Source organism: Streptomyces sp. JLSY215, assembly GCF_059682825.1.
Genome location: NZ_CM185022.1, coordinates 9,064,478 through 9,086,942 on the forward strand (window position 1 = coordinate 9,064,478; position 22,465 = coordinate 9,086,942).

The following is a 22,465-nucleotide window of genomic DNA, read 5'->3' on the forward strand; positions in this document are numbered from 1 at the left end:
TGCCCTTGCGCCGGCCGACTCGCGCTGTCGAGGACCACGGGACGGTAGCGCGGCGATCCAGAACGGACGGCGGGGTCCACCTTGGCTCGACCCCGCCCGCCTACGCTGAACGGAGCGGGGTGTCGTGGCTTCCCGCGGCGTGGCGATGGTATTCGCCGGCGTTGTGTGCGCTGAAGATCTGGACCTGGTCGCCGTGGGTGCGGGCCAGTTCACGCAGCCGCTGCTGGTTGTGCAGCCGGGCTCGTTTCTCGGTCTGCATCATCGACTCGAACAGGGCCAGGGCGGGCGGGCAGTGCGGCCGGGCCGGGTCGAGTTCGCCGGGGTGGAAGTAGGCGTCACCGGCGTGCAGCAGCCAGCCGCGGCCGGTGTCGACGGCGATGCCCGCGTGGCCGAGGGTGTGGCCGGCCAGCGGAATGAGCAGGATCTCCGGCGGCAGGCCGTCGAGTTCCCGTACGGCGTCGAAGCCGAGCCACGGTTCGCCGAGACCCGTCTGGGGTGCCCACTTCGGCTTGTGCGCGAACTGGGCCGCCCGGTAGCGGCCGCGCTCGAGTGCGGTGCGTGGTCGCTCGGCCGCGCGTAGCTCCTCGGCGTAGACGTGCACGGTCGCCTCGGGGAAGTCCGCCAGCCCGCCGGCGTGGTCGAGGTCGAGGTGCGTGACGACGATGTGCCGCACATCGGCAGGGTCGTATCCCAGCCGCGCGATCTGCCGAACGGCCGACTGATCGCCGTCGATGTCCGGGCGGGCCACGCTGAGGAACCGCCGGCCGAGCCACTCTTGGGGCCGGTGGGCGGCCTGGGCGCCGATTCCGGTATCGACGAGAACCAGGCCCGCTTCGGTCTCCAGCAGCAGACAGTGGCAGGCCATCTCGGCGCGCCGCAACAGCCCCGGCTCGCCGTCGACGAGCCGGCCGCCGAGCGGGCGGAGGGTGCCGGCATTCAAGTGATGGACGCGCATCAGGCGAGTTCCCTCTCGATCGTGTCGTGCAGATGGTCGGCGATGGCGCGCAGTGGGGCAGTGTCGTGGCCGGCCTTCGCCAGCAGCAGGGCGCCCTCGATCGAGGCGAGCACGACGGTTGCCAGGGCTTCGGCCCTGTCCGTGGCCAGCCCCTGTTCGGTGAGGAACTTGGCGAGCAGCTCGCGCCAGGACTCGTAACCCTCCGCGCAGGCCTGCCTGATCTGTTCGCTGTCCGTCGCGGCGTCCAGCGTGACGGCCGCCAGCGGGCAGCCGCGCTGGAATTCCGAGTCGGCGAGCGTACCGGTCAAGAGCTCCACGACCGCCCGGATGGCACTCGCGGCGTCGGTGGCCTCGGCGGTGATCTCCCGCAGCACCTCGTGCAGTTGGCTGCCGGACATCCGCAGCGCCTCGGCCGCCAGTTGCTCCTTGCCGCCTGGAAAGTGGAAGTACAGCGAGCCCTTCGGGGCCTTGCTGACGGTGACCAACTGGTTGAGCCCGGTGGCGTGGTAGCCCTGCGTGTGGAACAGCTCGGCGGCGGACTCCAGCATCCGCCGCCGGGTATCGGTTCGGTGAGCCATGCCCGTTAGGCTAGCTGAACTATGACGACCGGTCTAGTGATTTCGGCGGCGGGCCGGCGGTACTGCCGGGAGTGTGGTGATCCAGGAGTGTGGGCGACCAGGAATTCCTGCTCAGTGCCGCCGCCTTGGGGCTGACGATGAGTTTGCCTGGTGAGCGTCGCGGCGCAGGCGGCCGCCGCGAGAGCGGTGCGGGGACGGCTTGCCCTCCTCTCGGCAGGAGGTTCCCGTCCCGGTCGTCGGGCCGGCGTCCGGTCGTCGGGCCGACTTCCGGTTGTCGGGCCGACTTCCGGTTGTCGGGTCGGACCAGAGGCAGACGGTGAGGCGGGCGCTATGACCATGGTCCGACGCGGAAGTGTGGTCCGTGCTCCGACGACGCGGTGCAAGCACCGGCCGCATCGTTGCACCATGACCGTCACTTCTTCGTCAATCGCCACGCCGCAGCCCGTCTTTCCCGGACGCTGGGTGGGCGGCGCATCCCTCATCGTCGGGCCCTTGCTGGTGCTCGTCGGCGTGCTGCTGCGGGTGCGCTTCGGCTTCTTCTTTCCCGACCAACTGAGTGCGTACGGGCATCATCCGGCCCTCATGACGGCGTCGTACAGCCTGGTGTCCGCGGGGTGGGTGCTGCTCTGGCCGGGTCTCGCGCTCCTCGCCGCCCGCATCGCTGCGCGTTTCCGGGAGCTGGCTGTGTGGGGCGGCGTCCTCGTCGTCCTGGGCCTGTTCGCCCGGGTATTCCACGCCGGGGTGGACCATGCGGGCTTCCGGCTGGTGACCGCCCAGGGCGCGGCGTCGGCGGCACGAACGGTGAGCGAGACCTATGGCGCGTTCCATGTCTTCAGCGCGCTGAACGCCGCCATCATGGGCGGCTGGATCCTGCTGGCCATCGGCGCCTGGCGCTCGCGGGTCCTCGGTCCCCTGCGCGCGGCGGCCCTGGCTCTGGCGGCGGCGATGCCTCTGGGAGTGCTGAAGGGGACGACCGCCTGGTCGGTCGTTGCTGCTGCGGGGCTCTGCGCGGCGCTCGTTCCGCTGGGGGTGACCGCACTGCGCACCGGGCCGGCCCCGCGGCCGGCCACGGCCATCGGCAGGCTGCTGCTGGTGGGCACGGTGGGCACCGCGATGTTCCTCCTGGGGCAGGCCGGATGACTGCGCGTCGGTATCGTCGTGCAATGCGCACAGTGCCGTGGCGCCCGCGGACGGGGCCGCATCTGCTGGTACTCGACGCCTGCGCCGGCGGCGTCGTGACGACTGCGTACGGGGTGCTGGCGGGGCAGGGCGCCCTCGACGGCCTGCCCGGGTTTTCCGGCCCGGTGTGGGTGGGCTGGCTGGTGGCCGTGTGCGTGGGCGCGCCGCTGGCGGTCCGCCGCCGGTGGCCCCTGACCGCTCTCGTGGTGGTACTGGCTGCCACGGCAGCGGCCACGCTTCTCGACATCACCCGCGACCCCTACGTCTCCACCGCCTTGGCGCTCTACGCGGTGGCGCTCCTGAACCCGATGCGGCGGGCTGCCGCGGTGCTCGCCCTGGCCCTGGCCGTGTCGGCGGCCGCGGTCGTCATCGGCGAGGCCGTGCTGTCCCCGTCCGGCCCGTGGCCGGACGCCGCCGGAACCGCGGCGCTCGTCTGGCTGGTGCTCGGAGCCGCGTGGGCGACGGGCCGTGTCGTGCGGCAGCGGCGGGCCCGAGCGGCCCGCCGGGAACGGCGCCTGGCCATGGCGGCGCTGGCCGAGGAACGCCTGCGCATCGCCCGCGAATTGCACGACATCGTCTCGCACAGCCTCAGCGTCATCGTCGTCAAGGCGGCGGTCGCCAACCACGTGGCCGACGAACGTCCCGAGGAGACACGTGACGCCATCCAGGCGATCGAACGGACCGGCCGGGAGGCACTCACCGAGATGCGGCGCGCCCTGGGGGTGCTGCGCGGCGACACCGCCGGACCGCACACACGAGGTGCCGGCTCCGCCAAGACCGCACCCCCACCGGGACTGGACGACCTGCCCTCTCTCGTCGAGCGCGCCGAGCAGGCGGGCATCCACACCGCACTCCACACCCGGCTCACGGCCGCCCTCCCCGCGGGAACGGCCCTGACCGTCTACCGGATCGTGCAGGAGGCGCTGACCAACGTGATCAAGCACGCGGGCGACGGAACGCACTGCGAGGTGACCATCACCGCGGACGCCCGTGGGGGAGCGCACATCGCGGTGGTGGACGATGGAACAGGGGACGCGGTCGTGCCCGGCCGGGCGGACCTCAGGGGTGGGCACGGACTCGTGGGGATGCGGGAGCGGGTGATGATGTACGGGGGGACGCTGGAGGCCGGACCGCGGCCCGGCGGCGGGTTCGCCGTGTCGGCAAGCCTCCCGGCCGAACCCACGCACGGCACCGCACCCGGCCGAAAGGAGACCATCGCGTGACCGGACCGATCCGGGTACTCGTAGCCGACGACCAGTCCCTGCTCCGGGGCAGCTTCCGGGTCCTCATCGACACCGCTCCCGGGCTGACCGCCGTCGGCGAGGCCGGCACGGGCGCCGAGGCCGTCGAGAGCGCGCGGCGCCTGCGCCCGGATGTGGTGCTCATGGACATCAGGATGCCCGGCATGGACGGGATCGAGGCGACACGGCACATATCCGGATCTCCGGAGACGGCGGATTCGCACGTCCTCATCCTGACCACCTTCGACCTCGACGAGTACGTGTACGGCGCGCTGCGCGCCGGAGCAGCGGGGTTCCTCCTCAAGGACACCTCTCCCGACGTCCTGCTGTCAGGCATCCGCACGGTCGCCGCCGGAGAGTCCCTCCTCGCGCCCTCGGTGACCCGGCGCCTGATCGCCGAGTTCGCCCGGCTTCCCCAGGGGCTCCCGGCGCCCGGCTCCTCGTTGGACGACCTCACCGACCGCGAGCGAGAGGTTCTGCTCCTCGTGGCCCGCGGGCTGTCCAACACCGACATCGCCGCGTACCTCCACCTCAGCCACGGCACCGTCAAGACCCACATCGGCCGCCTACTGAGCAAGCTGCGGGCACGCGATCGCGCGCAACTGGTCATCAGCGCCTACGAATCAGGGCTCGTGACAGCGGCCGGACTTTACGAGCGCCACGTACAGCCGGGGGGTTGAGTGTTCCGTTCGACGTGGGAATTCCACCTCGAAGACATCAATGGAGCGAGTCGCTTCTTTCGGAACGGCTGGCTTGGGGGCTTTACTGCCCCAGGCGCTTCAGCACCTCCATGGCCTCGCGTTCCATCCGGGAAAGTTGGCAGAGGATGGCGCCTGCCTCTGCCAGGCACTGCCCATCGCCTGATTCACCGGCTTTGCGGATCAGCGCCGCGACTTCCGTCCATAGGGTGGCCGCATCGGTGAACAGCCGGTGGCCGGTGCGCAGATGACTGCTGTCGAGGAATTGGGCGCATTCGGCGAGGAAGTCGCGGTAGAGGTTACGGAACAGGGCGCCGCCGGTGCCGGCCTTCTCCATCAAGAGGGCCGCCTGCGGCAGGTCCCGCTGCGGGTTGTCGGTTCGCTGGAGCCAAGTGCGTACCAGTTTCCCGGCCTTTTCGATGCCCCGGTGGCCGAGGTTGGCGATGGGCGGGTTGAGGAAGGCGTCGGCGCAGGCGGTGATGGCGGGAACGATCTGGCCCTGCGGGGACGACAGGTTCCGTGGAACGGTGAGAGTGAAGGACCGGTGCTTGGCGGTCATCGGGCCACGCGCGGCCCTGGCCTTGGCGAGACTGGTCAGGCTGGTGGATACTCCACCGCCTTGCGGGTGGGTGTCCACCAGGTAGGCGTCGTGGTCGTCGTAGCCGTACATGGCGACGACATGACCGCCGAAGTGCACCTTTGAGGTGAAGTAGTCCAGGTAGTAGCTGTCGAGTTGCAGTCCGACGGGGCGGCCGGCGTCGAGGGGGGCCGCCACATTTTCCCAAGCCCTTCTCGGCGAGGTGGTTTCCTGGACCAGGAGCTGCAGCCCGAGTCCGGCGGACAGGTTTCTGGTGAGGTCGAAGGGCTTGATCCGTCCCCCGAGGAAAGGGAAATCCATGCTCTTGCTGTCCCAATAGACGAAGGACAGCCCGGAGCCGAGGCCGAAGAGCATGGGCTCGGAGAGATCGAGTCCCTGGTGCCGCAGCAGCACCCCCAGTGTTGTCGTCTCGCAGTGCTGCGTCCCGCGGGCATCAACGTCTTTCACCGTGGTCATGCCGTGCTCTCCTGGACGGGGATGATCAGCCGGGTCATCAGTTCTTCTTGTGGTGCCTCTGCCGGCCCGACGAGATAGGCCTCCCGTACGGGCGCTTGCGGGCGTAGCCCGCGCTCATGGATGGCGGCGAAGAGAGCGTGGTAGGCCAGGGGCAGCTGGGCGTACGGCCCGATGTGCACGGTCTCGGCAACGGGTCCGCCGGGCAGCACCTCCCACTCCGGACCGGGCGTCCCTGCCCGCTGCGGCGTCTGCACTCCGACGGCGATCCCCATCCGCTCCTGCAGGTCCAGCGGGTACAAGCCCCAGAGCGGCGGCTCCCATGCGATTCCCGCCCGGCCGAGCACGGGCAGCAGCCGCCCTACGCACTCCCCGACCTTCTGCCCGATCTCCGCGGGGGCGCAGACCGCTTGCACCACTGCCAGCAGACGCTCCGGCTCGCTGCCGATCGTCACCTCGTAACCGGGCAGCCCGCCCTCCGCCAGCCGTTCCAGCATCTCCAGCCGAGCCTGGTCCTTGCGGATCCGCTCGGCCAGCCGGTCGCGCTCGGCGCGCAGGAGGTGTGCCCTGGACTCAGGCCCGGCAGCCAGCGCCTGGGTGATCACGGCCAAGGGAAGATCCAGCTCGCGGAGCATGGCGATGGTCAGGGCATCACGCGCCTGTTCGGGTGCGTAATAGCGATAGCGGGAGCCGGCGTCCACGCGCACCGGCGCCAACAGCCCCAGCTCGTCGTAGTGCCTCAGCTGCTTGACGCTGAGCCGGCACAGGCGGGCGAAGCGCCCGATGGTGAGAAGTTCGTCTGGCACCCCATCATGGTGGACTCTCCCACGGGGGGAGAGTCCAACGCTGCACCCATCGGACCGGTCGCACGCTCCGAACAGCCGTTGGCGGACCAACGAGCGCGAGTCGTACGCCTCGTACCGGTCGCCGTGCGCCGGAACCGCCCTCCTCGTACCAGGCGTTGAGCGCCCCGATCGCGGGCGCCGCACTGCGAGTCCTGCACGCCCGGCCCTGCCGACCCTGAACCGTGACCCCGCTCGCGGACACGGCCCGTGTTTCCCGAGCGGCCTGCGACAGGCGACGGTGACCAGGCCTGGGGCGGCTCAGCGCGCCACGCGCTTCAGGCCGCGTACGGCCGGGATTGCCAGCAGCAGGGCGCAGGCGACGAGCGCCATGGACGCGGACACGCACAGCAGCGGCACCGTCCCCACGACGACCGCGAGCGGCCCCGCAACCGCCTGCCCGACCGGCTTCATCACCAGCGAGCCGGCCGCGTCGTACGCGTGCACCCTGCCGAGGACGTTCTGCGGGATGTGCGTCTGCACGCTCGTGTGGAACATGACGATCCAGAACGCCATGCCCACGCCGCTCACCCCGTAGCACCCGGCGATGAGCGGCGCGGGAAGGCCGAGAGCGACCCCCAACGGCATGAGCGCCCAGAGGATCATGGAGAGGGCGCCGGCCCGGAGCGGATGCCGCGGGCGGAGCCTGATCGCGATGATTCCGCCCACCACACTTCCCGCCCCGAGGGACGACATGACCAGGCCGAACGTCGTTGCTCCGTAGTCGGTGACCAGCGTGCTGTTGCCGAGGGTCATGGTGGGGCCGGCGCCCGCCAGCTGCCAGAGCATGAAGACGACGATGACACTCCACAGCCAGGTCCTGGCCCGGAACTCCCGCCATCCCTCGACGAGATCGGCCCGGAACGACGAGGCGCCGTCCCGCGCCTCCGGGCCCATCGGGACGGAGCGGAGCAGGAGCAGGCAGGCGCCGCTGATCCCATAGGTCAGGGCGTCGAGGGCGACCACCGTTGCCGGTGAGGAGACCACCAGCAGCAGACCTGCCAGCGACGGGCCGATCACGGCGGTGACGGACTCCGAGATGCGGAGCGTGGCATTCGCCTTCTGCACGTCCTCGGCTATCCGCGGAGTGATGCTGGCGACTCCCGGCTGGAAGATTGCGCTGCCCGCCCCGACCAGGGCCAGCAGCACCAGGATCTGCCACAGCTGCGGCGTACCCAGCAGAAAGAGCAGCGCAAGCACCGCCTGGAAGCACAGCCTGGTCGTGTCCGAGACGACCATCAGCCGTCGGGCGCCGAAGCGGTCGGACAGCACTCCACCAAAGATGATCAACGCGGCGAACGGGGCTACGAGCGCGGCCAGCGCATAGCCCACCCCGCTCGCCCCGTATCCCGCCCGGATCACGGCGGCCGTGATCGCGACGGGGAGCATCGCGTCGCCCAGCAGAGAGGTCGTGCGGGCGGCGAAGAACAGCCGGAAGTCCGCTGTCCACAGCGGCAGATCAGACGAGGTTTCCTTGACTTGCAGGTCACGGGCCATGTCCGAGCCAGCCACCGTTCACCGTCCCCCGTATGCCGTTGATCCCGATCAGGGGCGACACTTTCCTGCCTCGGACGTCCCTCGGTCAATGGAATACGTTCGACAAACTCAGCAGGTACGCGCGCGTCAAGACACCGCCAGGTCGTTTCGTTCGGATCATCTGCTCGTTCTCGGCTGTCATCGAGCAGGAAGCCGTCACGCAGGTGACGGGCAACGCAAGACCGTCGAGCGATGCCTCGGTGGGCCTTTGTCCGGCGCGGCCCTCGGCCTCGTCAGTTCGTGCCCGGTAGAGCGCGTTCGAGGAGGACCTCGGCTGCTGCTCGCGCGTGCCGGCCGTAGTCCGCTTCGCCCAGCACCATGGCGCGACTGGCCGCACCGTCCGCGAGGGTGACCAGTTGTTCGGCGAGTGCGACGGGCTCCCGGCAGCCCAGCTCCCTCACCAAGGCGGTGACCAGCTCGGTCATCCGCAGTTTCTGTTCGCGGGCGTGGGAATGGACCGCGCTCTTCGGGTCGGGGAACTCCGCGGCGGCATCGATGAACGGGCATCCGCGCACCGGAGCCGCGTCCGCCGCGGGTTGGTCGAACAGTCCGAGGATCCGCTCCCTTGGGGGGATGTCCTCGCGGGTCAGCACGCTCTCCAGGGTGGCGCCCGACGACGCGAGGTCCTGCAGGTGGGCGATGACCAGGTCGCTCTTGGTCCGAAAGTGCGAGTAGAGCGTGCGCTTGGACACCGGCGCTTCCTCCGCGACCTGTTCCATGCCGGTCGCATTGATCCCCTGGACCGCGAACAGCTGGGCGGCGGCAGCCAGGATGCGCTCCCGGCCCCCACGCCCCCCTCGTCGAGGTGCGGCAGTCGTCGTACCCATGAAGCAAGTATACGTAGGCGTTTACCTCGGCAGGGTCGGCTCGCTAGGGTTGCCTCCAAGTAAACGCTTCCGTTTACATACGCAACCCCTGAGGAGTGTTCCATGACCAGACCAGTCCCCACCGGTCCCGCCGACCCCACCGAGCTGAGTGGCTGCGCGGAGAAGCTGATACGCGACCGTCACGCGACACGCGCGTTCCGCCCGGAAGCCGTGCCGGCGAACACGATGCGCGCGATCTTCTCCCTGGCCGGCGCCGCGCCGTCCAACTCCAATGCGCAGCCCTGGCAGGTGGAGGTGGTGAGCGGCGCGACGCGTGAGCGCCTGGCGCATGCCTTGCAGGCAGCCCACGCCGAGAAGCGCACCTCGGCGGACCTCCCGTATTCCGAGGACATCTACGCGCAGGTGCAGCAGGTGCGCCGGGCCGCATTCGGAGCCGAGCTGTACGGAGCGCTGGGCATCGACCCTGACGACCATGCGGCACGTGCGGCCTACGACGCGCAGAGCTTGCGCTTCTACGGCGCGCCACACGCGGCGTTCCTATTCGTCAACGGTGACGGCGGGCCACGGCTGGCCGCTGACGTCGGCGGCTACATGCAGACCCTTCTCCTGGCGATGACTGCGTACGGTGTGGACAGTTGCCCGCAGGGACTGCTCAGCTTCTACGCCGACACCGTCCGAGGCGAGCTCGGCGTCACCGGAGGAAAGCTGCTCATGGGCATCTCCTTCGGCTATGCCGATGGGACCGCGCCAGTGAATCGGGTGACGACTGGGCGCGCCGCGCTCGAGGCGACCACGGCCTTCCACGACTAGGAACTTTCGTTTGGATCACCGGTCTGACCAGAGGAAGATTCCCGCCATGCGAGGTCCGGCCAAGTAGATGGCGATCGCGTCGATCACCTCCCGGTGATCCCGCCGGCGACCACCCGGCATCGGCGTCCGGTCCGGGAGCAATGGCTCAATTCGCGCTCACTTAACGGCAGACCCGGACCAACGACCGACTGATCCAAACGTAGGGCCTAGGTGCGGTTGAGGTTGCGGGTGACTCCTGCGGCGATGGTCGTGGCGAGGATTCATCCTGCGGCGATGAGGAGATAGGACAGCTATTGATAGAGGCCGGTGGGGGTGAAGGCCTTCTCCTGGCCGAAGTCGACGACGGGCAGGAGGAGGTCGAGGGCGTAGATGACGGAGTTGAAGCCCGGTCCTTTGCCGCGCTCCGCCGGGGGCGGGTGGTGCAGTCCGTACGCGACCGAACCGAGGAGCAGCAGCGCCAGGAACCAGGCCATGGCACAGGTGGGCCGGAAGCCGTAGCCAACGGTCGTGTCCTGCAGGTGTCCCCAGATCTTGCCGTACCAGGGCAGTGTGGTCCTGTGGCGGAGGCGCTGTTCCAGAGAGGTCAAGTCCAAGATCTCCACCGCAGGACACTACCCTCGGGGAGATGTCCCGGGTCCGGTCCCCGGCGAAACGTCGCACTCGACGACGGCGAACCGCCCGGCCAGGCTCCGACCCTCGACCGTGAACGCCGCTGGGGACACCCGCATCGGCACCCGCACGCTCAACACACCCGCATGCTCAACAGTCCTGCCGAGGCGCCTCATTGCGACCCTCTGTGCTGATTCCCTTTGCGATCCGCGCCTGGAGACCCCGCTGACACCCCCGCCGGCGCATGGCCACGTCGGCCGGCCTTACCTGTTGCTCGGTTCGGCACTGCCTGCTGTGTGTTTTGGCTACGGTGCCATCACGGCGCGGAGACGGGACCGCGACCGGAACGGAGGAGGCCCATGCTGAACGAGACGGACATCCTGCAAGCGGTACGGGAGCACATCGCCGGGCGCGGCGAGGCTCCGAAGATGGGACTGCCGACTTCCGGGGAGATCACCCGGCACCCGCTCCTCGAGGGGACGGTCGTGCGCTGCATGGAAAGCCGCACCGAGGACGAGAGGATCCACCGGGGCCGTATCGACCTCTCGGACCGCCCGCAGTACGACACGCTCGGGCGCCACCCCCTTGGCCCGCCGCAGGATCCTGGCGCCGAGACGACACTGAAGCTGGTGCAACGAGGCTCGGTGAAAGAGGAGGCATGCCCGTGCGGCAACGGGAAGGTGACCTGCTCGCGCTGCCAGGGACGAGGGGACCTGCCCTGTCCGCCGACCACCACGTGCAGTGACTGCCGCGCCATCGACGCCTGCTTACGCTGCGACGGCACGGGGCGCCGGACCCGGAAGGCCCCCGACGAACAGCGGCGGGCAGCGGAAGAACGGGTCACCTGCAAACAATGCGGGGCAGCCGAGGCGGCATGTTCCACGTGCCGAGGCCGCGGACACGTCACCTGCCCGACGTGCCGGGGCGAGGGAACTCGGGAGTGTCCCGACTGCGATGGCGCGGGAACCGAGTCCCATGAGCGATGTGCGGGCACCGGACACATCGTGACGTGGACCGAAGGCATCATCCGCCGCCGACCACGGACCGAGGAGATCAAGCGGCCCGAGTCGGGCCTGCCATATTTGGCGCGCCAGCGTGCACGCGAGTACGGCAACTGGCGCAAGACCGTCCTCACCCAGAACGACTCCGTGCCCGCCGATCTCGAGGACGAGTTCAAAGCTCTCCTGAAGCCTCATCTCAAGCCGCGTGACGGCGAGATCGCACGAGAGGCCGATCTGCGGTACCTGCCGCTGGCCCGGGTGGTCGTGCCCGAACACCGGCACCGGGTCTACTACGTCTGCCCTGGCCGGTCCAAGCCAGAGGTCTTCATCCTGCCCTCGCCACAAAGGACTTGGCAGATTGGGCTGGCGGTGCTGGGAGTCCTGGCTGTCCTCTATCTCCTGTCGCGATTGCTGTCGTAGAGCCGCGCGCCCGGGGCAACATGCCCGGAGGAACACGCCCGGCCTGCGCTTGCGGGACACCGCACTTCATGGGCACGCATCGGCACGCCATCGGACACACTCACGATCGCCCATGAGTCCGCATTCCCCCTTGCCGGCATCCCCCTTTGAGTCGGTAACGACGACCGCTCCGAGACGCTGAACGAGCTGTACGCGTAGACCCGGCCGGCCCTGGCTATGCCTCCGGGCGAAGCCAGGTCCGGGCGAGTTCCGCGACCCAGGTGGCGGCCGCGTCGGGAGCGGGCGGGGGTGCGCCGACGACGACGAGTTCGGTGACGCCCGCCGCGCCGAGTGCGGGGAGGTGTTCCGGGGTGCCGTCGCTCGGCGCGACGGCGACCGTGAGCTCGTCGAAGGCGCGACCGTGGCGGGCGCACTCGTCGGCGAGAACGGTGATGCGCGCCGGGACGTCGGCCACCGGGACGTTGAAGCCGTACCAGCCGTCGGCGAGCGTGACCGCACGGCGCAGGGCGGCGTCGCTGTTGCCGCCGACCAATACCGGGAGCCGCCCGCCGCGCAGCGGCTTGGGATTGACCCGGATCGCGTCGAAGCGGGTGAACTCCCCTGTGAAGGAGGCCGGGTCCTCGGTCCAGAGGGCGCGCATCGCGGCGAGATACTCATCGGCGCGGCGCCCGCGCCCGGCGAAGGGGACCCCGAGCGCGGCGAATTCCTCGGCCGACCAGCCGACCCCGACCCCGAGACTGAACCGCCCGGCGGAGAGCACGTCGAGTGTGGCGGCTTGTTTGGCGACCAGGACCGGATTGTGCTCAGGCAGCAGGAGTACGCCGGAGGCGAGCTCGATCCGGCTGGTGACCGCCGCCGCGAAGGTCAGGGCAAGCAGCGGGTCCAGCCAGTCTGCGTCCGCGGGCACGGCGATCCGGCCGTCCGCGGAGTACGGGTAGCGAGAGGCGGGCGCGTCCACCAGCACGACGTGCTCGCCGCACCAGAGCCTCGCGAAACCGTGCGTCTCAGCGGCTGTGGCCACCGCACGGATCACCTCGGGACGGGCACCGTCACCGATACCGAGCGCGTGCAACCCCACTCGCATTCGCCACCTCCGGGCGTCACCCTAAGCGCGAAGCGCCAACCGCCAAGCGCGAAGCGTGGACGCGCCCGGGTGACGCGGCGCGCCACGCACGGCAACGGGCCCGGTGGACGCGCGCCGAACAGGCCCCGGTCCTGGGCCACCCCTTCCACCCGGCCCCAAGGCCCGCAGCGGCGGTGACCCGCCCGGGGCCTGGCTGCGCTACGCGCCGGCGGCGTTTGTCCGCTTGTCCGCTTCCCCTCGTTCTGCTCGCCGCCGTACGGAGGCATGCCACGGACCTCCGACTGCCGGGGGATCTCCTTGCCTACTTGATCGCAGCAGGAGGAGACTGGCGTCCTTTTGATGGGGAACGGCAGGGGAGCGATGACCACGATGAGAACCGGAACCGTCCGAGCGGCGGACGGACCGCCGTTCCCGCCGAGGGCCGGCCGGAACCGGCTGGTAGGTGCGGCACTGATCGTTCTGTCCCTGGCCGCCGCACTGATCTGCTCCTTCGTCTTCACCATCTGGCTGCCCACCGATCGCACCCTGTACCGGGAGTACAAGGCGGCCGAGGCGTGCCCCGCCCGCACGGTGATACCGAGGTCGCAGGACTGCCTGCGGAAGGCCACCTTCACCATCGAGAGCACCCGGAACACCGCCAAGAACATGCGGGCGACCCTGCTCGGCCCCACGCCCTTCCCAAGGATGGTCGTGCCGTTCGGCGACTCGGAGCCGGTGCTGAGCGGGCTTCAGCGGGGGGACCGGGTCACCGGAACCGTGTGGCGCGGCGTCGTCGTGGTGGTCGCTGAGGGGGACAGCCGGCAGGATTCCGCCGACGCGCCGCGCGACGAACCCCAGATGACAGCCGCCATCGGCACGTTCGCGGGACTGCTGGCGGCGTTGGCGCTGATGTTCGGTGCGATGCATCTGGTCAGGCCGCGCGACCCCGGGCTCTTCACGTGGCGCCCGTACGGCAGGTGGCTGCTCATCGCCACGGGTTCCACCTGTGCCGTCGTGGGTCTGTCCACCGTGTGGACGGGCCTCCCGTGGTTGCTCGTGCCCACGGTCTGCGGGGCGGTCGTCGCAGGTACGGCGTGGTTCCTCCACCGAGATCTGCGGCGTCGGGCCGACCGGTAGAACGGCAAGGCATTGCGAACAGGGGGCGTTCAGTCCGGGCCCTCTTGTGTATCGCGTACCACCGGCCGGCTCGTAGTGAGCGATGTCTGATGTCTGATGTCGGTCCCCGGACCTGCGCGGGGGAGCGGCGGTCGGGTGGCGGCTTGGAGCCGCTGGCGCAGTACGTCAGCGGTACCGGCGGGCCGCATCCCGCTGAGCCCGAGCCCTAGCCCGAGCCCGAGACCGTGTCATCGGCAGGCGGGACCTAGCACCGGCCGACGCGCGGGGCGTGGCAGGGTGGGGGTATGTGCGGCCGATACGTTTCCACCCGCCGTCCGCAGGATCTTGTGGACCTGTTCGATGTCACGCGTTGGGACCCTGACCGGGTTCTGGAGCCGAGCTGGAACGTGGCACCGACCGATGACGTGTGGTCGGTGCTGGAGCGCGTCGAGCACGACACCGGCGAGGTCACGCGGCAGCTGCGGCCCTTGCGCTGGGGCTTGGTGCCGTCGTGGGCGAAGAGCCTGAATGTCGGCGCGAAAATGATCAATGCGAGGGTGGAGACCGTCGCGCAGAAGCCGGCCTACCGCCGGGCCTTCGTCAAGCGCCGCTGCCTCCTGCCGGCCAACGGTTTCTACGAGTGGCAGGCCATCGCCGCAACCGGGACGGCCAAGGCCCGCAAGCAGCCGTACTTCATCAGCCCGGAAGACGGCCAGGTCATGGCGCTCGCCGGGCTGTACGAGTTCTGGCGCGACCCCGCCGCGGCCGACGACGACCCCGGCGCCTGGTGGACCACCTGCACGATCATCACGACCGAGGCCACCGACGCCGCCGGACGCGTCCACCCCCGCATGCCGCTCGCCATCGCACCCGACGGCTGGGACGCCTGGCTCGACCCCGCCCACCAGGACACCGACGAACTGCGCGCCCTACTGGGAGCTCCGGCCGCCGGCCACCTGGACACCCGGGCCGTGTCCACCGCGGTCAACAGCGTACGCAACAACGGCCCACACCTCCTGGACGACATCCCCGAGGACCACGGCGACACCTGACGCCCGGGAGCCACTGGCCAGCGGGATGCCCTTGCGGCACGGAGGATGGGAACGAGCAACGAGCATGACATTGTCCGATGCCCATATCCGCCGCCCCGAGGAGGTCAAGGAGCGGCTCGCGGCGATTGCGGCCGCCGAGGGCCTGTCGCACCCTGGGCCAGGACGGATTCACCGCCCGGCCGGCGCGTCCACGGTGTTGCCCTTCTCGTCGACGGTGTGGGTGCGCCAGTACACGTCCCACTTGTCGTCGACCTTCTGCGGCACCTTGCCCTTGGGGTAGCGCGTGTGTCCCTCCGGCACCTTCTCGCCGTCCTTGACGCAGGCCGAGCCTGTGGCCCCGACGGTCATGACGGGGTACTCGTCGTCGCTGCAGATGTCGTCCCGGAAGGACAGGTCGGAGCAGCCGGTGAGCGCAACGACTGTGACAACGCCGGCGAGGATCACGTCAGCAGCAGTGCGGACTCGCCGGCGTCGACCGGCGGAACAAGGGCGGCTGATGCTGCGGATCATGGTCTCTCCCGTTGGTTGTTCAACCGGCCCCCACTGTGTCCCACGGCGATCGCCATGTCGTGAGTACGCGTACTGAGACCGGCACCTGCGGCGCGGAAGGGCGTGTCGATCGCGCCGGACCGGATGGCGGCGACGGCCGTCTCGATGCCGAACAGCATCACCGCATCGAGGTCGGTCTCGGGGCGCGCGCCCAGCGGCACAGGCCGCGTCGTACGGCCGGCTGACCGCCTCAGGCCGCGGCCGGGCCGAGGCTGTGCTCGCCGCCCGGTCGGACCGATCGGGACAGCCCGGTGGGGGAGTTCTCAGCAGCGGGCTCTGGTTGCCCGGCGATGGGTCGAGCGGATGAGGACGGCGACCAGGGTCGCCAGGTCTGCTGCCCCGGCAGCGTCGTCCGCGTAGCGCGTGGTCTGCAAGGGGCCGGTTTGATCCAGCCGGACCCCCTCCAGCTCCAGGAGGTAGCCGAGGGTGAGCATGGCGAGGCGGGCGTTGCCGTCCGGGAAGGGGTGGAAGAACGCCACGTCGAGGTAGGCCCTGGCCGCGCGGGATGCCAGGGGGACTCCCAGGTCGGCGCTGTCGCGCAGACAGCGTTCGAAGTCCCGCCGGGTGCGTGGCGTCAGTGCGTAGCGTTCCCGGCCGCCCTTGGCGAAGGCATCGCCCTGGCGGAACGGGACCTCGGGCAGGCCGAGGACGAGCTGCTGCCATTCGGCCAGAAGTGCGCAGGTGAGGGGGCGTTTGTGGGCAGCATCCGTGCGCGATTGAGCCAGCGCTGCGACGAGTCGGTCGGCTCGCGCCGGATTCGCGGAACGGCGCCCTGCTTCGCACCAGGCGGCGAGGCCGTCCGCGGCAGCGGTGACCGGGGCCGGCGTCTCACCGGCTGCGGAAGTCCAGTCGATCTGCTTCCTGACTCGGCACCAGGAAGCCAAGGCGTCAGCGGTCACGGTAGGGCTGCTCTCCGGTCAGGCCTACGGCAAGATCCTCTCCCACGGTGTCGACCAGGGACCGCGACGGCTCGGTCCAGCTCTTGAACCGGCCCCCGATTGCTGTCTCCACCGCCGCTTGCGCATGCTCCGGACCCATCCCCGTGGACGACAGGAACCATGTCAGCACCGTGCGGCAGAGCCCGTACCAGCCGCATTCGGCACCCGTGCGGTCCACGACCACCGTCACCAGCCGGACAGCGGCGCGTTCCAGGTGCCAGCTGCGATCCTCGGCATCCGCTCCGGCGGGCGGCGCCAACCGCGCGAACCGCTCGGCCAGCTCCTCCAGCCACTCGCGCCACTCCAGCAGCGAGGCGACCACCTTGGCAGCCGTCGCCGCGGGCTCGCCCACCGAATGGGACACGCAGCACCAGCTGGCGACCACGCCTCCACCACCGCCCTCGCCGACTGCCCAATGCCATCCGCAGGCCCACCGGCCGTAGCGGGCCGCCAACAGAGCCGTGACCTCGGTGTAGAAGCGATGCTTCTCGTCCCACCCGGCATCGGCAGGTGGCACCATCGAGGCGATCACCGTGGCGAGCCGGGAGCCCTCCTCTTCGTCCCACACGAAGGGAATGAGATCGGGGTCGACGGCAGACCACGGCAACCGGGCCGGGACGAGGTCGGAATCGATGGTCGTGGCGTTCCTCCGGAGCCGGTGTGGGCAGGACAACCGGTCGATCATGCCAAGGGCTCGCGGCTTTGTCGTACGAGTTTCCGGCGCCGCCGACATGCTTGCCCGGCGCACGGCGGAGTCCACACGCACCCTGGACCGGTGCCGGTGCCGGTCGTCACGGGCCTGCCGGCTCCCGTAACCGGTTGGCAGAGGTCTGATCACGTGGGATACAACGGCGGCATGGATGCCGCTGTACTGCAACAGATGCTGGACGAGAGCTTCGATCACGCCGTCGTGCACCACGGATACACCAGCTACATGCGCGACTACGAGATCATCGTCTACGCGACCGCGGATCCCCGTACCGGCATCGAGCCGGCCTACGAGCGGTATCTCTTCAGGTACTGCGTCGAGGCCCGCTGCGAGTCATCGGTGACCCCTGAGATCTGGCACAAGTCCTTGGACGACCGCCTCATCGATCATGAGACCAGTGCCGACCTCGACGGATACGTCTGGGGCGTGAAGTGCCACCCCATGTACCCAGGCGCGGAGGTTCTCCCCGACTCGGAAGCGACTCGCCGTTGGAAAAGGGCCCTCGGGGTCGACTTCCATGAGGTACGCATCGAGACCAACGCGCACTGTCTCACCCTGCTCTTCTCAGATCTGCAGGTCAGCGAAGTCCCTGCCGGGTACACGCCGTTCACCGCGGAGTAGCGGATCCTCCCGCTCTCGTGACCACCTTGCTTTGGTTCCTTGCTTTGGTGGATGTGGATGTGGCGGTGGCGCTGGAGGCGAGGGCCGGTCGGGTGGTGCCGTAGCCGCCGGCAGCCGGCCTGCCCCGGGCCGAGGACCGTGGCCCGCGACTGGACGGATGTGTGTGGCTGACGATGTACTCGCCGCCATGACGGGTATACAACAGCACGCGGTGACGCCGCGCGGAAACTTCTCTCGCCTTTACTCGGCAGCACAGGTGGATGCCATCGTCGATTCGCTCAGCCACCGAGCCGAGTTCCCGTACGAGCTGACCTACCTCGGCGACGGGAGCGAAATGTGGCGAGAGGGCGAAGCGCCGTCCCACTCCGGCCGTCAGCCGATGCTGGGGGACTTCGACACCCTCCTCACGCGTCACGCCGAGCAGCTCCTCGCCCTCGCCCCGTCATCACCGCCGGTGCAGATCATCGATCTCGGGCCGGGAACGACGCGTCCCGTCCGTGGCCTGATCCGCCACCTGCTGGAGCGCACCCGCCTGGCCGGCTATCGCGCCCTCGACATCAGCGCGGAGATCCTCGCGCTGGCCCGTGAGAACCTGCGTGCCGAATTCCCCGCTCACACGGAGAGCTTCGAGCTGCGTCGGGGAGACTTCACCGGCCCCGATCTCGCCCGGTTCCTCGCCGCCGGGGGCGCACCCGGCCACGGTGGTGCCGATCCGGTCCGCTTCGTCGTCCTGGCCGGCGGGACGCTGTACAACTTCGCCGAGCCGGCCAAGGTCCTGCGCCATGTGCGCCGCGTCATGAGTGACCACGACGTGCTGCTGCTGACGCTGCGCATCGACACCGGCGTCGACAGGCCCCCGTTCATGGACCAGGTCAGCGTTGGCGGCCCTTACAAACCGCAGCAACTGGCGGGACTGGATCTGCTCGGCATCGACCGTTCCTGGTACGTCACCGAAACGGGATTCGACCGCATGCGCAGCGAAGTGTTCGTCCGGGCACGGTTCCTGGAGCCGGTCGCCGTGACCTTCGACGTCGGACAGGACCAGAGGACGGTGTCGTTCGAGCCGGGCGACACCGTGCTCGTCTGGCGCTACCTCTACCACGACAGCGCGGCGGTGGCCGACCAGTTGGCCGACTGTGGGTTTCAGGTGCGGCTGTGCGAACACGGCCAGGACAAACAGGTGGTCCTCGTCGCCGCGACGCCGGTGCAGTGAACGCCCAAGCCCGCACCCGGCGTTCAACGGGACGAAATCTGCACGGGAAGGTCAAGAGTCGACTAGATTCGGCCGGAAACCGTTCGTACGAGAGAGGGTTGGCGGATGACTATCAACTTCCCCACTGCAGCCGAAATCCTTGACGAGCAGGACCTCAAGACCCTCAAGGCGGCCAGCAGGGACACCTGTTGGTCCGTCCAGCTGAAGGACGACGCCGACCTCGAGCCCGCCGACATCCAGGGCGTTTGACGGTCCCGATTTCGAGCTGCCCGACCACTGCCGCCCGCGCCGATAGCGCCATGGCGGACAACCCTTCGGGAGGAGGGGACGGCGAGCGCGCGTACCCCGTCCCCTCCCTCGATGACACCCGCAGGGACCGCGTGTCCAGACAAACAGGCGTTCCTCGTCGCCGTGACGCCGGCACGTTGAACGCCCAAGCCTGCAACCGGCGTTCAACGGGACGAGATCTTCACAAGAAGGTCGAAGATCGGCTACATTCGGCGAGAAAATCGGCCTACGACAAAAGGGTTGGCAGATGACTCTCAAGTTCCCCACTGCAGCCGAAATCCTTGACGAGCAGGACCTCAAGACCCTCAAGGCGGCGTCCAGGGACAGCACTTGGACCGTCCACCTGAAGGACGACACCGACCTTGAGCCCGCCGACATCCAGGGCGTGTGACGGTCCCGATTTGAGCTGCGCTACCACTGTCGACCACGCTGATAGCGGCATGGCGGACAACGTGTCGGGAGGGGACGGAGCGCTCGCGCACCCCGTCCCCTCCCTCGACGACACCCACAAAGCCTGCGTCTCCGGCACCCACCGCGTTCTGACTCCCGCGCACACGCTGCGCCGGATCCAGCCACTCTTCCCCGTCTTCGGTGTCACCCGGCTCGCCGATGTCACCTGGCTCGACGAGATCGGCATCCCGGTCCACCAGGCCGTCCGCCCCGACTCCCGGACGATGTCGGTGAGCCAAGGCAAGGGCCTCACCCACGACCTCGCCAGGATCTCCGCTGCCATGGAATCCATCGAGTCCTGGCACGCTGAACGCATCGATCCCGGCGAGACGACCGCGACCGTTGCCGATATGGAACGCGATTGCGGATACCGCGTCCAGGAACTGCCCCTGGAACCCCGCCACCACCTCTGGCCAGGCCTGGAGCTCGAATGGACGAGAGCCCGCCGCCTGGACGACGGCACGGACACCTTCCTGCCGACCGACCTGCTGCGCCTTGACGGCCGCGTGAGCGACACCTGGATGCCGCCCCTTTTCGCCCAGAGCAGCAACGGGCTGGCCAGCGGCAACACCGTCGTCGAAGCGACGCTCCACGGCATCTACGAGGTCATCGAACGCGACTGTCTGGCCCGTGCCAAGACGGGCACCTCACCGGCGCTGAACCTCACCACCGTGGACGGCCCGGCTCGGGAGCTGCTGGACCTCATGGACGCGGCCACCGTCGAGGTCCGAGTCGACGTACTCCCCTCACCCACCGGGCTCGCCTGCTTTCTGGCCACCATCTGGAGCGAGGAGTTTCCGGTGCTCTTCGCCGGCGCCGGCGCCCACCTCGACCGTGACGTCGCCTTGTGCCGCGCTCTGACCGAAGCCGCACAGTCGCGCGCCACCCAGATCGCCGGAGCCCGGGACGACCTCACCACAGGCGCCTACCGCCGCGCCGCCGCAAGCCGATCCGTACCTGCCACACCTCTTCCGGAAGCCGGCCCGCTCACCTACGACGACATCGCCTCCGTCCGTAACGCATCTCTCGCGGACGATCTGCACACCACGGTCGCCGGTGTCCTCTCCTTGACCGGACGAGCCCCGCTGGTCGCCGACCACACCAGACCTCACCTGGGCATCCCCGTCGTACGAGTGGTCTGCCCCGGCCTCAGCCACGAATCGGCGTTCCTGTAATGAACCGGTACCTCTTGGTCGGCCCCAGCCTGCCGGACGCCCCCGCCCTGCTCGCGGCGGACGACATCACCGTCCTCCCGCCGGTAGCAGCGGGAGACCTGCTGACACTCGCCCCCCAGCGGGGAGACGTCGTCGGCATCATCGACGGCTACTTCCGCCAGACCCGCGCCGTCCGGCACAAAGAGATCCTCACGCTCCTCCAGAGCGGCGTGACAGTCCTCGGCGCTGCCAGCATGGGCGCCCTGCGCGCGGCCGAACTCGACACCTTCGGCATGCACGGCGTGGGCCGCATCTACCGCGACTACCGAGAAGGCCGACTGACGGCCGACGACGAGGTGGCCCTCCTGCACGGGCCGGCAGACGAAAGCTACAGACCCCTCTCCGAAGCACTCGTCAACATCCGGGCGACCCTGCGCCTGTGCGTACAGGACGGGCTTCTCGACGAGCCCACCGCCGGCCACCTCATCGCCGCGCTGGCCCGGCGGCCGTACCGCCTGCGGTCCTACCCCGAGCTCGTTCAGCTCGCCCGCGAGACCGGGACACCAGCCGCAACCATCGAAGCGCTACAGCAGCTGTGCACGACCCGGCCGGTCAACCTCAAACGCGAAGACGCACTGCAACTGGTCGACAAAATCCGCACGTTCAACACGTCGCACACGAACGACACCACACACCTCTCGCCCAGGCCCACCGTCGCACCCACCGTCTACCTGCGCCGCTGGCAGCTGCTGGCACGCAGCGTTGACACCGAGGACGGCGGGACCGCCGAGATGAGCGTGCTGCGGATGTGCCAGCTCTTCGCCCGCGACTACCCGGACTTCTATCGGGACCTGGTCTTTCACCACCTGGTCCAGGAGTGCGCCGCCAACTGCCACACCCAGCACACGGAGGCGCCCCTCGACAGGGCGCTGGAGCACGCGCGGCATCGCCACATCATCCCGGACCCCCGATCGGACAAGCCCGAAGACCTGAGCTTCCTCGACCTGTGGCTGACCCCGGCAGAGCGAGCCGCACGCCCACTGAAGGACCAGCTCGGCACCTTTCTCGTGCGCAGCTTCCAGCTGACGCCTGGAGCACCCGCGGACGGCCTGGTGCTGGACGCGCTACGCCGACGGCCGGTCTTCTCGGCGGCGGCGAAGCTCGTCAACGCCGCGAAGTCGGTGAACAACCATGCACAGCAGACTCGGCCCACCTTTGACATCCACACCCTGTCGGCGGACCGTATGTCCACCCACATCAGCGAACGATGGGGCACCGAAGCCGAATCCCTGGAACTGCACGCAATGGACCGGGGAATAGCCTCGCGGGACGTCCTGATGGCCGCGGCCCGACCGTACTACCTCCTGTCCAAGTACAACCCGGACCTCATGGACCTGCAGATCGGCGACTCGAAGGCGATCCCGTCGCCCCCTGCGGAGCCACAGATGTCAGCGACCGACAAGAGGTAAAGCGCACTCCTGGGCGGTCGCCGACCACCGCCGGCCACCGCCGCCCCAGAGCAACGCTCCGCCCACCCGGGCAGGAAACGCCCTCACCGCAGGACA

The 22,465-nt window shown here is 69.3% G+C and carries 25 protein-coding genes; 13 read left to right on the forward strand and 12 right to left on the reverse strand.

The annotated features are described in order from the left end of the window. Nucleotides 1–100: 100 nt before the first annotated feature. Complete coding sequence (locus AC5677_RS40130; protein WP_497192777.1) at nucleotides 101–955, reverse strand: MBL fold metallo-hydrolase; 855 nt, start codon at nucleotides 953–955, stop codon at nucleotides 101–103. Next, nucleotides 955–1,533: a TetR/AcrR family transcriptional regulator gene (locus tag AC5677_RS40135; RefSeq protein WP_497192778.1), complete on the reverse strand. Its 579-nt coding sequence runs from the start codon at nucleotides 1,531–1,533 to the stop codon at nucleotides 955–957. The genes AC5677_RS40130 and AC5677_RS40135 overlap by 1 nt, the downstream gene beginning before the upstream one ends. Before the next feature lie 405 nt (nucleotides 1,534–1,938). On the opposite strand from AC5677_RS40135, the gene AC5677_RS40140 reads away from it, so the two are divergent. The 3 genes from AC5677_RS40140 to AC5677_RS40150 are packed head-to-tail and all read left to right on the forward strand — an operon-like array spanning nucleotide 1,939 to nucleotide 4,633. Beyond that, nucleotides 1,939–2,673 carry a hypothetical protein gene (locus AC5677_RS40140; RefSeq protein WP_497192779.1) on the forward strand — a complete coding sequence of 245 codons (735 nt, stop codon included), beginning with the start codon at nucleotides 1,939–1,941 and terminating at the stop codon, nucleotides 2,671–2,673. 23 nt (nucleotides 2,674–2,696) lie between these two features. After that, nucleotides 2,697–3,935, forward strand: a complete 1,239-nt coding sequence (locus tag AC5677_RS40145) for a sensor histidine kinase (protein ID WP_497192780.1) — start codon at nucleotides 2,697–2,699, stop codon at nucleotides 3,933–3,935. After that, on the forward strand, nucleotides 3,932–4,633 hold the full coding sequence (locus tag AC5677_RS40150; protein ID WP_497192781.1) for a response regulator: 702 nt from the start codon (nucleotides 3,932–3,934) through the stop codon (nucleotides 4,631–4,633). The genes AC5677_RS40145 and AC5677_RS40150 overlap by 4 nt, the downstream gene beginning before the upstream one ends. A gap of 82 nt (nucleotides 4,634–4,715) precedes the next feature. Here the strand turns inward: AC5677_RS40150 and AC5677_RS40155 are convergent, their stop codons facing one another. The 4 genes from AC5677_RS40155 to AC5677_RS40170 all read right to left on the reverse strand — a co-directional run bounded on the left by AC5677_RS40155 (nucleotide 4,716) and on the right by AC5677_RS40170 (nucleotide 8,907). Continuing rightward, nucleotides 4,716–5,705: a BtrH N-terminal domain-containing protein gene (locus tag AC5677_RS40155; protein ID WP_497192782.1), complete on the reverse strand. Its 990-nt coding sequence runs from the start codon at nucleotides 5,703–5,705 to the stop codon at nucleotides 4,716–4,718. Continuing rightward, nucleotides 5,702–6,508 carry a MerR family transcriptional regulator gene (locus AC5677_RS40160; RefSeq protein WP_497192783.1) on the reverse strand — a complete coding sequence of 269 codons (807 nt, stop codon included), beginning with the start codon at nucleotides 6,506–6,508 and terminating at the stop codon, nucleotides 5,702–5,704. Before AC5677_RS40160 ends, AC5677_RS40155 begins: the two co-directional genes overlap by 4 nt. 297 nt (nucleotides 6,509–6,805) lie before the next feature. Beyond that, nucleotides 6,806–8,041, reverse strand: coding sequence for an MFS transporter (locus AC5677_RS40165; RefSeq protein ID WP_497192784.1), 1,236 nt, complete (start codon nucleotides 8,039–8,041; stop codon nucleotides 6,806–6,808). A gap of 272 nt (nucleotides 8,042–8,313) precedes the next feature. Continuing rightward, on the reverse strand, nucleotides 8,314–8,907 hold the full coding sequence (locus AC5677_RS40170) for a TetR/AcrR family transcriptional regulator (protein WP_497192785.1): 594 nt from the start codon (nucleotides 8,905–8,907) through the stop codon (nucleotides 8,314–8,316). A gap of 102 nt (nucleotides 8,908–9,009) precedes the next feature. On the opposite strand from AC5677_RS40170, the gene AC5677_RS40175 reads away from it, so the two are divergent. Continuing rightward, nucleotides 9,010–9,717, forward strand: a complete 708-nt coding sequence (locus tag AC5677_RS40175; RefSeq protein WP_497192786.1) for a nitroreductase — start codon at nucleotides 9,010–9,012, stop codon at nucleotides 9,715–9,717. A 290-nt stretch (nucleotides 9,718–10,007) separates the two neighbouring features. Here the strand turns inward: AC5677_RS40175 and AC5677_RS40180 are convergent, their stop codons facing one another. Beyond that, nucleotides 10,008–10,319: a hypothetical protein gene (locus AC5677_RS40180; protein ID WP_497192787.1), complete on the reverse strand. Its 312-nt coding sequence runs from the start codon at nucleotides 10,317–10,319 to the stop codon at nucleotides 10,008–10,010. 366 nt (nucleotides 10,320–10,685) lie between these two features. Here AC5677_RS40180 and AC5677_RS40185 point away from each other — a divergent pair, with 366 nt between their 5' ends. Next, nucleotides 10,686–11,747: a hypothetical protein gene (locus tag AC5677_RS40185; RefSeq protein WP_497192788.1), complete on the forward strand. Its 1,062-nt coding sequence runs from the start codon at nucleotides 10,686–10,688 to the stop codon at nucleotides 11,745–11,747. 214 nt (nucleotides 11,748–11,961) lie between these two features. Here the strand turns inward: AC5677_RS40185 and AC5677_RS40190 are convergent, their stop codons facing one another. Next, nucleotides 11,962–12,831, reverse strand: coding sequence for an LLM class F420-dependent oxidoreductase (locus tag AC5677_RS40190; protein WP_497192789.1), 870 nt, complete (start codon nucleotides 12,829–12,831; stop codon nucleotides 11,962–11,964). Nucleotides 12,832–13,191: 360 nt separating this feature from the next. On the opposite strand from AC5677_RS40190, the gene AC5677_RS40195 reads away from it, so the two are divergent. Beyond that, on the forward strand, nucleotides 13,192–13,947 hold the full coding sequence (locus tag AC5677_RS40195) for a hypothetical protein (RefSeq protein WP_497192790.1): 756 nt from the start codon (nucleotides 13,192–13,194) through the stop codon (nucleotides 13,945–13,947). 284 nt (nucleotides 13,948–14,231) lie between these two features. Next, nucleotides 14,232–14,978 carry an SOS response-associated peptidase gene (locus AC5677_RS40200; protein ID WP_497192791.1) on the forward strand — a complete coding sequence of 249 codons (747 nt, stop codon included), beginning with the start codon at nucleotides 14,232–14,234 and terminating at the stop codon, nucleotides 14,976–14,978. Between the two features lie 168 nt (nucleotides 14,979–15,146). Here the strand turns inward: AC5677_RS40200 and AC5677_RS40205 are convergent, their stop codons facing one another. From AC5677_RS40205 to AC5677_RS40220, 4 genes are all read right to left on the reverse strand, one after another. Next, nucleotides 15,147–15,422 (reverse strand): SCO0607 family lipoprotein, encoded by a 276-nt coding sequence (locus AC5677_RS40205; RefSeq protein WP_497192792.1) that lies wholly within the window; start codon nucleotides 15,420–15,422, stop codon nucleotides 15,147–15,149. A gap of 62 nt (nucleotides 15,423–15,484) precedes the next feature. Continuing rightward, nucleotides 15,485–15,688 carry a hypothetical protein gene (locus AC5677_RS40210; protein ID WP_497192793.1) on the reverse strand — a complete coding sequence of 68 codons (204 nt, stop codon included), beginning with the start codon at nucleotides 15,686–15,688 and terminating at the stop codon, nucleotides 15,485–15,487. A 102-nt stretch (nucleotides 15,689–15,790) separates the two neighbouring features. Beyond that, a complete protein-coding gene (locus AC5677_RS40215) occupies nucleotides 15,791–16,426 on the reverse strand; it encodes a Fic family protein (RefSeq protein WP_497192794.1) in 636 nt (211 codons plus the stop codon). Further along, entirely contained in the window at nucleotides 16,416–17,384 is a 969-nt protein-coding gene (locus tag AC5677_RS40220) for a hypothetical protein (RefSeq protein ID WP_497196961.1), read from the reverse strand. The genes AC5677_RS40215 and AC5677_RS40220 overlap by 11 nt, the downstream gene beginning before the upstream one ends. On the opposite strand from AC5677_RS40220, the gene AC5677_RS40225 reads away from it, so the two are divergent. The 6 genes from AC5677_RS40225 (at nucleotide 17,322) to AC5677_RS40250 (ending at nucleotide 22,369) form a co-directional block, all read left to right on the forward strand. Next, complete coding sequence (locus AC5677_RS40225; protein ID WP_497196933.1) at nucleotides 17,322–17,795, forward strand: YxiG-like protein; 474 nt, start codon at nucleotides 17,322–17,324, stop codon at nucleotides 17,793–17,795. The two genes, AC5677_RS40220 and AC5677_RS40225, sit on opposite strands and share 63 nt — an antisense overlap. Nucleotides 17,796–17,982: 187 nt before the next feature. After that, nucleotides 17,983–19,008 carry an L-histidine N(alpha)-methyltransferase gene (locus AC5677_RS40230; RefSeq protein ID WP_497192795.1) on the forward strand — a complete coding sequence of 342 codons (1,026 nt, stop codon included), beginning with the start codon at nucleotides 17,983–17,985 and terminating at the stop codon, nucleotides 19,006–19,008. A gap of 105 nt (nucleotides 19,009–19,113) precedes the next feature. Then, the gene (locus AC5677_RS40235; RefSeq protein WP_497192796.1) at nucleotides 19,114–19,257 is read left to right on the forward strand and encodes a hypothetical protein; all 144 of its coding nucleotides are present in this window, start codon (nucleotides 19,114–19,116) and stop codon (nucleotides 19,255–19,257) included. A gap of 286 nt (nucleotides 19,258–19,543) precedes the next feature. Further along, on the forward strand, nucleotides 19,544–19,687 hold the full coding sequence (locus AC5677_RS40240) for a hypothetical protein (RefSeq protein WP_497192797.1): 144 nt from the start codon (nucleotides 19,544–19,546) through the stop codon (nucleotides 19,685–19,687). 49 nt (nucleotides 19,688–19,736) lie between these two features. Continuing rightward, entirely contained in the window at nucleotides 19,737–20,921 is a 1,185-nt protein-coding gene (locus AC5677_RS40245; protein ID WP_497192798.1) for a YcaO-like family protein, read from the forward strand. Next, nucleotides 20,921–22,369, forward strand: a complete 1,449-nt coding sequence (locus AC5677_RS40250; RefSeq protein ID WP_497192799.1) for a TfuA-like protein — start codon at nucleotides 20,921–20,923, stop codon at nucleotides 22,367–22,369. The genes AC5677_RS40245 and AC5677_RS40250 overlap by 1 nt, the downstream gene beginning before the upstream one ends. Nucleotides 22,370–22,465: the final 96 nt, after the last annotated feature.